The sequence below is a fragment of the Membranihabitans marinus genome (genome assembly GCF_021729155.1).
Lineage (GTDB): Bacteria > Bacteroidota > Bacteroidia > Chitinophagales > Saprospiraceae > Membranihabitans > Membranihabitans marinus.
On record NZ_JAJQYA010000015.1, the window covers coordinates 13,540 to 24,794 of the forward strand.

Annotated in this window: 8 protein-coding genes; 2 read left to right on the forward strand and 6 right to left on the reverse strand. The window is 37.7% G+C overall.

The window, feature by feature from the left end:
- Positions 1-617: 617 nt before the first annotated feature.
- On the forward strand, positions 618-1,568 hold the full coding sequence (locus tag LVD51_RS10890; RefSeq protein ID WP_236971297.1) for an IS1595 family transposase: 951 nt from the start codon (positions 618-620) through the stop codon (positions 1,566-1,568).
- A gap of 137 nt (positions 1,569-1,705) precedes the next feature.
- Here the strand turns inward: LVD51_RS10890 and LVD51_RS10895 are convergent, their stop codons facing one another.
- The 4 genes from LVD51_RS10895 to LVD51_RS10910 all read right to left on the reverse strand — a co-directional run bounded on the left by LVD51_RS10895 (position 1,706) and on the right by LVD51_RS10910 (position 8,751).
- A complete protein-coding gene (locus LVD51_RS10895; protein WP_236971299.1) occupies positions 1,706-4,444 on the reverse strand; it encodes a 2-oxoglutarate dehydrogenase E1 component in 2,739 nt (912 codons plus the stop codon).
- A gap of 109 nt (positions 4,445-4,553) precedes the next feature.
- Positions 4,554-5,642, reverse strand: a complete 1,089-nt coding sequence (locus LVD51_RS10900) for an ABC transporter permease (RefSeq protein WP_236971306.1) — start codon at positions 5,640-5,642, stop codon at positions 4,554-4,556.
- Positions 5,639-7,033, reverse strand: coding sequence for an ABC transporter permease family protein (locus tag LVD51_RS10905; protein WP_236971308.1), 1,395 nt, complete (start codon positions 7,031-7,033; stop codon positions 5,639-5,641). Before LVD51_RS10905 ends, LVD51_RS10900 begins: the two co-directional genes overlap by 4 nt.
- A gap of 23 nt (positions 7,034-7,056) precedes the next feature.
- Positions 7,057-8,751 (reverse strand): ABC transporter substrate-binding protein, encoded by a 1,695-nt coding sequence (locus tag LVD51_RS10910; RefSeq protein ID WP_236971310.1) that lies wholly within the window; start codon positions 8,749-8,751, stop codon positions 7,057-7,059.
- Between the two features lie 60 nt (positions 8,752-8,811).
- Between LVD51_RS10910 and LVD51_RS10915 the strand changes: the two genes are divergently transcribed.
- Entirely contained in the window at positions 8,812-9,723 is a 912-nt protein-coding gene (locus LVD51_RS10915; RefSeq protein WP_236971312.1) for a TIGR01777 family oxidoreductase, read from the forward strand.
- Here the strand turns inward: LVD51_RS10915 and LVD51_RS10920 are convergent.
- Positions 9,720-10,154 carry an LNS2 domain-containing protein gene (locus tag LVD51_RS10920; RefSeq protein WP_236971313.1) on the reverse strand — a complete coding sequence of 145 codons (435 nt, stop codon included), beginning with the start codon at positions 10,152-10,154 and terminating at the stop codon, positions 9,720-9,722. The genes LVD51_RS10915 and LVD51_RS10920 overlap by 4 nt on opposite strands.
- Before the next feature lie 49 nt (positions 10,155-10,203).
- Positions 10,204-11,094: a M23 family metallopeptidase gene (locus LVD51_RS10925; protein WP_236971321.1), complete on the reverse strand. Its 891-nt coding sequence runs from the start codon at positions 11,092-11,094 to the stop codon at positions 10,204-10,206.
- Positions 11,095-11,255 lie beyond the last annotated feature (161 nt).

The window sequence follows — 11,255 nt, forward strand, 5'->3', positions numbered from 1 at the left end:
ATTGTCCCAAATGTTGAGATTTCTTTTTACATCAATCAGGCCTGATAATGGCCGTATGGAACTTTACCCTATCCAAAAGTCATTTTTAATATAGGCTGTTGTTCGTATTTCTAAGGTTATACAGAAGTTTATAATCAAACCAATGGTCTATGTCCAATGTCAGATTTTTGAAAATAAGATATTCGCAATCTTTCATAGGCAAGCCATTCGATAATGCTATTCACGGGGGGGGTGATTCACGAAAGACATTATTCACTGAATGGCCAATGGTTTTGAGGCTGGCAATTTCGATGGCTTATTTTGGTTTATCACAAATATTAAAGTGAAGGGCAAAAATTAGCTCAAAGGAAAAATTGAGTTAAAGTGTTGAGGTAAAAATTTGTCTATAACAATAAAACTTTGAGAATGAGAAGTTTGATGAGAAAGAGGAGAAAGATAGATAAATAGGGGATTAGGTGAATAGGTGAATAGGTGATTAGGCGATTAGGCGAAATTTGTGAGGTGGGTAACGGGATTTGAGACGGAGAAAAAAGGGATTTGAGACGGGGAAAAAGGGCGCATTAGGCGCAAATTCATCATGATAGAATTCAGAATTTTAACGTATAAAATATTAAATCATGGAAGCAATATCAAAAAGCCTATCCTTATTTGACTTCCAACAATTTTTCCCCAGCGATGAAAGTTGTTTGAAGTACTTAAGTGAACAGAAGTGGAAAGACGGATATTCATGTCATCGATGTTATAAAAATAAATACTGTCGGTCCGTAAAAAAATTCGATCGCAGATGCACAGCATGTGGATATGTTGAATCTCCGAAAGCGAATACCTTGTTTCATCATATGAAATTTAGTCTTCAGAAAGCGTTTTACATTGTCTACCTCGTATCCACAAATAAAAGAGGTATCGCATCGACAGAATTAAGCAGAAAATTGGGACTAAGACAGAAGACTTGCTGGCTTTTTAAGCATAAGATTATGCAAGCCATGGCCAGTCGAAAAAAATACACCATTGCATCCGATGTTGAAATCATGACATGTGAATTAGGCATCAATAATATCGTTGAAAATGGCGTCAAGATTGAAAAAAAGAAATTAGCTGTCTTGGCCCATGAAAAGAAAAGTAAAGGTCGTGGCAAGACATATGGTCACAAAATAAACGATTTAAGTGCCAAGGAATTATGTAAAATATTACACGATCATGTAGATAGATCCGCATCTATTAAAACCAATGGATGGCCGGCATTTTCAGCAATGAAAAAAGAATATCATGGAATCCAAACAGTAGTTCAAAAAAAAGGAAAGCACCCTTTGGTAATGAGTTATAGAATAGGATGTGGGTTACTGCAATGGTTAAGAGGTGTCCATGGCCATGCAGAATTACTGCAATATTACCTCGATGAATATTTTTTCAGGCTCAACAGGAGTGACATGGAAGGAGACTTGTTTTTCCACTTATTGGATCGCATGATAAAGCACGAACCGCGGACCTATTACGACATTGTCAATTTTACGCCTAAAGCAGCGTTTCTCAAAAAAGCCAATGTTTCCGATCTTTCCATGGCCCATTAAAAAACCCTATATAGTCTCATTACTCATTGTAATATCCTATATAGGGCCTGTAAAATTTATCTCTATATCTCACGTGGTGCTCGCATCAATGGAAATTTCATCTTCCACTTATAGCCCCTGATCTATAGTTTTATCGCCTATATTGAAAATGCCTTTTCAATTAAAGCCGCTTGCTGCTCATCGTGAATTTTCTTAAATCCTGTAGCCGGTGAAGCTCCAGGATCACGCGATACTTTCTCCAAATTCCAGTCCTTCAACAAATAATTTAAATAAATCCATGCCCCCATGTTCTCTGGCTCCTCTTGAACCCACACAAACTTGGCCTTGCTATACTTCTTCTTAATAGCCTCTAACTGATTGACCGGCAATGGATACAATTGCTCAACACGGACAAGATTGACATCCTTGATCTCATCTTTTTGAAGTTTCTCCAATAAATCATAATACATCTTACCTGTACACATCAATACCTTCTTGATCTTACTGGCCGCTACTTGAATATCGTCTTCAATCACCTCTTTAAACGATGATCCTTCTACAAACTCCGATTTGTGACTGATACATAGAGGATGTCTCAATAATGACTTCGGCGACATATTGATCAATGGCTTTCTAAATGGTCGAGCCAACTGCCGTCTCAATGCATGAAATAAGTTGGCAGGAGTCGTAATATTAGTTACCGTTATATTGTAATCCGCAGAAATCTGTAAAAATCTTTCCAATCTGGCACTGGAGTGTTCTGGACCTTGACCTTCATACCCATGAGGTAATAAAAGTACCAATCCACTCATCCTTCGCCATTTACTTTCTCCCGCAGAAATAAATTGATCGATAATGGTCTGAGCTCCATTATAGAAATCTCCAAACTGTGCCTCCCAAATAACCAAATGGTCCGGAGATGCCAATGAATATCCATATTCAAATCCCATGACGGCAAACTCCGACAAAAGAGAATTGTATATCATAAATCGACCTTGATCATCTCGCAAATCCTCTAGTCTATTTCGCGCTTTAAATGTCTTCGCATCATATACCACTGCATGACGATGAGAAAAAGTTCCTCTCTTGACATCCTGTCCACTCATTCGAACATTCTTGCCATCGAGCAAAATTGACCCATAAGCCGTCAACTCACCCAATCCCCAATCTAGGGTTTCTTTTTCAAGCAGACTATTCATCCCCTTAAACAATCGGATAACCTTAGGTACAGGAGAAAATCCTTCTGGTAAATAGGTCAACTTACTAATTATCAAATCGAAATCTTCAGTCGAAATACCAGTTTCTGGAGATTTTTCAAAGTCAGCTGGATCATTGGTGATTTTGAGTTCTTGCCATGCCAACTCAGGTTTCTGATAAGTATAGGGCAATGGCTGTTGTTTCACCAAATCCAATCTTTTCTGAAGATCTTCCCAGAAGTTTTTCTCTAAATCCTCTGCCATCTTCTTTTCAACCTTGTCGCGATGTACCAATTTATCGATATATATCTCTCGAGGATTCATATGATCCTTGATGATATCGTACATCTTTGGTTGAGTAAATCGCGGATCGTCACCTTCATTGTGACCGTGCTTTCGATAGCAAACCATATCGATAAACACATCATTGTTAAATTTCTGACGGTATTCAATGGCCAATTCTGAAGCAAAAATTACCGCCTCAGCATCGTCACCATTGACGTGAAATACAGGTGCTTGAACCATATTGGCTGCCCCTGTAGAATAAGTTGATGATCGAGCATCGTCAAAGTCTGTGGTAAATCCAATTTGATTATTGATCACAAAATGTACGGTACCTCCAGTATAATAACCATCCAGCTTACTCATCTGGATCAATTCATATACTATACCCTGTCCAGCAATCGCAGCATCTCCATGCAACAACACTGGCAATATCTTATCGTAATCTGACTCATACAATTCGTCCGCTTTGGCTCGAGCATAACCCTCTACCACAGGATTTACCGCTTCTAAGTGTGAGGGATTTGGTGCCAATTTCAACTGCACCTTCTTCCCGTTCATCGCTTCCACCAAACTAGAATAGCCCATGTGATACTTTACATCTCCATCTCCAAACGCCAATTCTGGAACCGCAATCCCTTCAAATTCATTGAAAATGTGTTCATAAGTCTTACCCATGATATTGGCAAGTACATTGAGTCGCCCCCTATGAGCCATCCCTATAACCACTTCCTCTACAATATCTTCGGCAGCTTTATTGATCATGGCATCCAATGCAGGAATAAGGTTTTCACCTCCCTCTAATGAAAATCTCTTTTGACCAATATATTTGGTATGTAAGAACTTTTCAAATATTGATGCCCCGTTTAATTTATTTAATATCCTTTCTTTTTTGTCAAAAGACAATCCGTGATCGGGATCCAAGGATCTGCTTTCTATTTTATTGCGCAACCACATGCGCTTTTCCTTATCTTCAATATGAGCATATTCAAATCCAATATTCCCTATGTACAAGGTATTCAATCGATCAATGATTTGCCTCAAGGTGGCATTCTTCATTCCAATTTCTTCCCCTGAAATAAAAATCTCATCCAAATCAGACTCCTCCAAATTATAGTCTTGCAGATCTAAATGAGGTTTTCTATCCTTTCTCGGCTTGATAGGATTCGTCGTAGACAATAAGTGTCCTCGATCTCTATATCCGTGAATAATTGACAATACATCAAACTCCTTTTGAATCTTCCCAACAGTTGCTGGGGCTTGAATCTCTCCTACCTCACTTCCGTTATTATTGAAGTCAAATCCATTAAAAAAAACTCGCCATCCCTGATCTACAGATTCGGGAGTATTTTTATACTGTTCATACAATTTTTCAATGACTTTGGGATGTGCATTAAAAACATAAGAATAATCAGCCATTTTTTAGTTATTATTTTAATCCTCAAATATCTAACAATAGGTTGGATTACCCATATCTTTTTTAAAGATAATCTAGAGTTTTTTAAACTAAATGAATGTATATTTCTAATTATTGGCCTGTCACACTATTAAAACTTAACAATTTATAGCCCAATCGCTGCAGAAAAAACAATAATATAAAAATAAATAGACCAGAAAACACAAATACCCACCAACCATCTAAATAATCCTTTGCCTGATTGAGTAAAGTACCTAATGTAACCCTATCTGGTGGTAATCCCAACCCTAAAAACGACAATGTCGTCTCCAGTAGTATAAACCTGGCAATAGATAATGGCAATACTGCCAAAAACAAGTGTACTGAATTTTTAAACAAATAATTTAAAAACAACCATTGGTACTTTACCCCATTGCGAAGCGCTTGTTTAAAATATGGCTTTTCCATGATCTCCAATCCTTCCCTCCTGGCCATCATCGCAAAACCAGGCCAGGAAATCAATACCATAATCAAAATCAATGTCCACTCATTGGTCAGTTTCAAAGAGGCCGACAACACCAGTAATATCAATAAATCCGGTAGGGCTTGATACCATTCTACCCCGCGAGACAATAGCCAGCCAACTCGAATTCGCTTAGCAGAAGGCCTTGAAACAAAGAATATATAAATCAACCCAGCCAACAAAGCCATCAATATAAATAAATGGTATATCTCTAAGAAAAATGACATAACAAACACGATGATCAGACCGATGATTGACCAATAATGATAGTTCGCCATCCCCAATTTGGATAAAAAAACAATGACTAACCCGATACTCCACCCCAAAACAATGGCCAATAAAGCCGTCAATAAACCAATGGTAATCGACTTTCTTCCTCCGTATAGCAATCCAGCCATTACATCGCGTCCCAATCCATCGGTACCCAATAAATGTATACCCACCTGTGGGCTTCTACTCAAAGGTCTGGCATAACTAGCTACCTCTGGCCTTATGGTTTCACCATCCATCTTAACTAATAATGGATGCCATAGAACAGTGCATTCACCGGTATTCTCTTTATGAAAAAACTGATATTCTCCATCGCATTTAGCTAAAATCGCATTTTCATTGGCAAGAAAACTACTCCCGATATAACATATAAACAAAAACAAGCCCAATATTACTACCTCTATATGTCGCCCAATCCAATCCTTCATATTCCTCCACCTTTATTCTTCCTAATACTAGAACCATAGACGACGGTGGAGATAACCATATCGGAAATAAGGTGTCCCACTTGATGTAAAATAGTAAAGAATACAACCAAAAACAATGTGGTATTGATATCCAACATTAAAATAGCATCGTAAAACCAACGACCCAATCCAGGCAGATTAAATATCATTTCCAATATCAAAGAACCTCCGAACAACCCAACAAAAATGTTTGAAAAGGTCGCCATTCCCGTTACCCAAAGAAACCGAGGCAAGTATTTAAATCGAATTATATTTTTATTCATCCCCATTTGCATTAAATATCCATTGATTCCTGTTTCCTCTCCTATGGTCTTTAATTTTTCATCGAAAACTCGAAATAACACGATGCCTGGCCAAATGGAAAAAAGCAAGATGGGTAAAACCAATTGATGTCCATATTTCATATAAATCTCACCCAAATGCTTTACTTCTACAGAATAAAACGTGGGAAAAGGAAATAAAGTAGACATCCAACCGTATCGATGACTGGTCAAAAAAACGAGGGCCAACAAACAGATAATAAAGGTAGGTAAAGAATACAGTGCCAATGACATAAATCGAGCCAGCCTCATCATCCTCCCATTTACTGAAGTCATATGTCCAGTGATTACGAGATACATCGATAGAAATACAGCAAGTAAAAACCCAGGAATAGTGTAGGACAATGTCCATTGCAGTGATTTGACAAAGACCCGATACACCGGTTGTCCATTGATATCTAGATTGGAAGCTGACCGCCCCAACAACAAATTCAATTGGTGATTAAATATATTTTCTCGCCCATGCCACAGCCATCGATATCCTTTGCCTGCCTTTAATCCATCTTTACTACCTGCTAGAGAAAGTCGATCTATCCACTGTAAGGCCACATTATTAGAGATGGAAGAGCGAATATTTGAAAAATCATCAATTGTCGATACGGATAAAAGAGAAATCAACTCTTTTGCCGGTAGCGAATGTTCACTGCCATGATTTTTAAAACGGGACAGTCCATCTGATAAAAAAGATCCATATTGCCCCATAAGTAGAGGATCTTTAACTTGATGACACAACTCTTCAAAGTTATGGCGAAAAACCAAAGGGATAGAATATACTTCATCGGGTAAAGCATTGGACAATAATGAAAAGTAAAACAATGGCATATTTTTATCCACCTGTCCCTTATCGACCATCAACTCTGATCTGAGCAACAATTGTTGATCCATGGCTGAACCAGTAGTAATAACCTCGGTATCCAAACCCTTCCAATCGGACAATCTGTAGAACAACCACAGCGTACAATACATTATGGACAAAGTAATGATAGGTATGACGAGGCAGCGAAACATCCATTTTGAAATCAATTTTGTCACAATAAAATTGTTCTTTTAAAAAATTACTCTGTCTTTACTCCCGACCTACCAATATCATACCCCGGCCTTTGGGCTATTCGGTATACATCTATTCTGTTTTTCACCCCTATAATATCGACTGGAGCCACAAGAAATATAACCGGTGTTATCTCACTAAACCGCTTTTGAAACTTATGATAAAGAGCCATTTGCTCTTCAAAATTCAAATTAGTCCTCAAATCCTCCAGAATAGAATCGAGGATATCATCCTTTAAACCTTGATAATTTTTTCCCGCCACTATAGCTTGTGAACTATGCCACAAAGGATAAGGATCATCTTTTATATTGTTTTGCCTCAATGCCAAAGCAGCCATATCAAATGATTTCTGCTGTAATTCAGGAAGAAAACTCTTGAAATCCGCAGATTCAATATTGAGTTCCACGCCTATTTCCAACCAGTAACTTTTCAGCAATGTCGCTACATTTTTGGATAGTGTAGATCTTGTTGTCCAGATATTAAATACCAATGGCTGCCATTTATTTCCAATCTCACATTCCACTATGCCATCACCATCTCTATCCACGCATCCCAAATCAGACAACATCTGCTTCGCTCTTTCCACATTATGGGGGACGGCAGTAGTGTCGGCATAATATTTACTGGGATGTATCGGACCATAGACGGGCAAGGTATTTGAATTGAACAATTTACTTATTAAATCAGATCGATTGACTGCATAATTAAGTGCCCTACGTATACCGACATTTTCCAATAAACTATTCTGATTGTTGAGGGCTATATACAACACTTGAAGATTGGGTACGGACATGGTTTGCCCTCCATAATCACTAATCAAGGAAGTATCTTTTTCCCTTAAATCTGTCAGCACATCTACTTCGTCTTGAATAAACGCATTTAAGGCATTTTCTTCATTGGGGATAATGATAAATTCCAATCGCTGAGCCTTGTTCTCAGTGTATATCTTGGGTAGAACATCATCTCCCCAGAAATCTTCCCTCCGCTCTAATACTATTTTTTGATTCGTCATCCACTGCAAGGGAATATATGGTCCATTGACTACATAATTATTCTCACCTATTTGGCCATAACTATTAAAACTAGAGGATAGAGATTCCAGTTTTTGATCTTCAACCGAAGTGAGTTCCTTGGTCTCAAGCAAATGATTCAGTATCTCTATATTTGCCAAACCCTCTTCGTCCAAGCGATGTGAAGGATAAATACTCAGACTTCCAATAAATTCATCGGACAAAATATAAGGTTCTTTTAGTATCACGGCTAGACCACCATCCAAGTCTTCCACATGGTGGATCAATGAAATATAAGCAGCCCATGCCTTATTTTCAGCATAGGGATTAAGCCCCATAACCAGGGTGTATATTAGGTCGGCCTTGTCTATAGCTTTGCCATCACTCCAGTATGCATCTTTGTTTAATATCAATTCATATCGCACGCCATCGTCATTGTGTGTGACTTTCCATTGATTTAATAAAATTGGTATCCATTCACCAGTATGGTCATCGATCTCAGCCAATGGCAGATACATTTGTGACTCTATTTGACTGGACACAGTTTTACGAGAAATAGCGGGATTTAAAATGTCGGGTTCAGAATTAATCTGTATTTTTATTACATTTAAAGTAGATCTTTCTACAGGGTCCTTACATTGAAATAGGTTAAAGACAATAAACAAAATACATACAAATCTTAAGATGGTCATGTTTAGAGGGATATCGAACAAAGTTATTATATTTATACGACATTATTACTAAATTAGATAATGAGAAAAATCCTAATACCCGGTGGTACTGGTCTAGTCGGCACCATTTTAAAAAAACAACTCTCTAAGCAGGGCTTCGATGTTTATTTTCTTACCAGAAAACCGACTACAGAAGCAGACTCATTCACCTGGGATCCGGACAACCAAAGAATTGACAATGAATGTTTTAAACATTCGTATTATGCCATCATCAATACTTGCGGGGCTTCTATTGCCTCTAAGAAATGGACAACGAAGAGAAAAAACGAATTACTAAACTCGAGAATCAAGCCCACCGAATATCTTTGGAAATTGATAAGGGATAAAAATCTCATCACAGAAAAATATTTCAATCTTTCGGCAACTGGATATTATGGCAATGTACCGGATCCTGTTAACGAATTAGATAAATCCAATAGTCAACTTTTCATTACTCACCTTTCCAAAAAATGGGAAACTACTTTTTTTGAAAATAGTGTAGATGGCATCGATCACGGTGTACTGCGCCTAGGTGTAGTACTGAGTAAAGAAGGTGGATTCCTTACTCAATTCAATAAATCACTAAAATTCAGCATCTCCCCCTACTTTGGATCGGGTAAAGACTACCTAAGTTGGATACATGAAACAGACCTAGGTCGCGCTATTCACCATATTTTATTAAATGATGAAATGCAACAAATATATAATTTGACCTCACCTTATCCATGTACTACAAAACAGTTGAGTAGACAACTTAAAGAAGTCGATCCTTCCTTAACCATCATGGTATCTATACCCAAAATGTTAATCCGATGGCTGTTCGGAGAAATGCGCGAGATCATTCTTACCAATGTCCAAGCACTACCCTACTATCTCCAAGAAGAAGGATTCCAATTTGAATATACAGAAATAGATGCCGCTCTCCGTGAAGTTTACGGCCCTAGATATTACTAGTGATTAAATACTTCAACCGCTTTCTGCTTGATCACTAGATCGGTAAACTTACCTTTAAATCTAGTAGCTCTCACTATGTGATTGTCTATCCAGTGATAATTACCCCCTCTAGGCTTATTCATTAAAAGTCCGTGATATTTGAAGTTGTGCTTGCGCAACCATTCTTCCGTTACTTCACGGTGTTCTTCAGTTCTACTGGTAAAGAAAGTGATGACATGACCTTCAGCATACCATTTGTTAATGATTTCCAAAGCATCGGGATAGATCTTTGCAGTAACCATCCTTTCTGGCTCTTCATTAGGAATATCATCGCAAATCGTACCGTCGATATCAATCAAAAAATTCTTTACTTCCTCTGGTAAAACGGGGCTAAGATGTTCACCCTGCTCGTTTACAATTTCGTTAAATTTAATTTTGTTTCCCTTTTCCATGGGTCAAAAATATTACTTTATTTCAATTTTTATTTAATTGAATTGAATTTTACTTGAAATTTATATACTCAGTAGGGTCTTTGGGGCGTCCATTTTCCCAAATTTCGAAATGCAAATGCGGTCCAGTACTCAGTGTTCCCGTATTGCCAATAATGGCTACAGCTTCCCCAGCTTGAACCCTATCGTAGTTGGCTTTCAATAGAGAAGAATTGTGTTTATACACCGATATTAGTCCATTGTCGTGAAGGATCATTATTGAATTTCCCGTCTCCACACTCCAATCAGATTGCAATACCATACCAGAGGCAATGGATTTAATAGCTGTATTTTTGGACGCCAAAATATCTATACCAAAATGATTTTCTGAGGGATCATATTTTTTTCCAATGGGTCCAATTACTGGAGCAAACAAGGTTATTTCCTCATTATCTAGCCGTTGTTGTGAAGATAAATCGGGATTAAACGAAGTCCTCAGAGCATCCAATCTTTCTTTTCTCTCAATATTTTCACGCAACTCATCGTCTTCCTTCACTCTTTCCACGATACTGGGCTCTGCATTATCCGTCGCACTGACTAATTCTTTATCATCCTTTTGCAAACTGTCTATGGGTTTACCACTCAACAAACTTCTCAAAGACAAAATATAGGCATCTTGCTCTTGCATCTGAGATTCCATACCATTGATCAACTCTCTTAATTTGATAATCTCTGAAGTTTCCACTTGTGCATAAAACCCAGGCAAAGCTCGTTTTAAGGGAGTGAATCCTATCAATCCATAAAACAATAAAAACATGGTAAAGAACAATCCAATCCCAAGGACTAAGAGTTGCGTACCAGAAAAGGTGATCCGATATTCGGCCTCAAGAGTCTCCAAATTGGTCAACACCATTCGGTAACTCTTTCGCCATCTCGACTTTTTTTTCCTTTTATCTTCTTCCATTTAATCTCTAATTTATTAAGTATAATAACACCAATCCATCTCCAATTGTATTCTCGAGAAATGAAGCAATGGTCAGTAGACTAAACTATCTACATAAACAACTCATTCTAAGTGACATTATTTCGCAAAAACCAAAGTAGAGATAAAAGTAAAGTTTAATT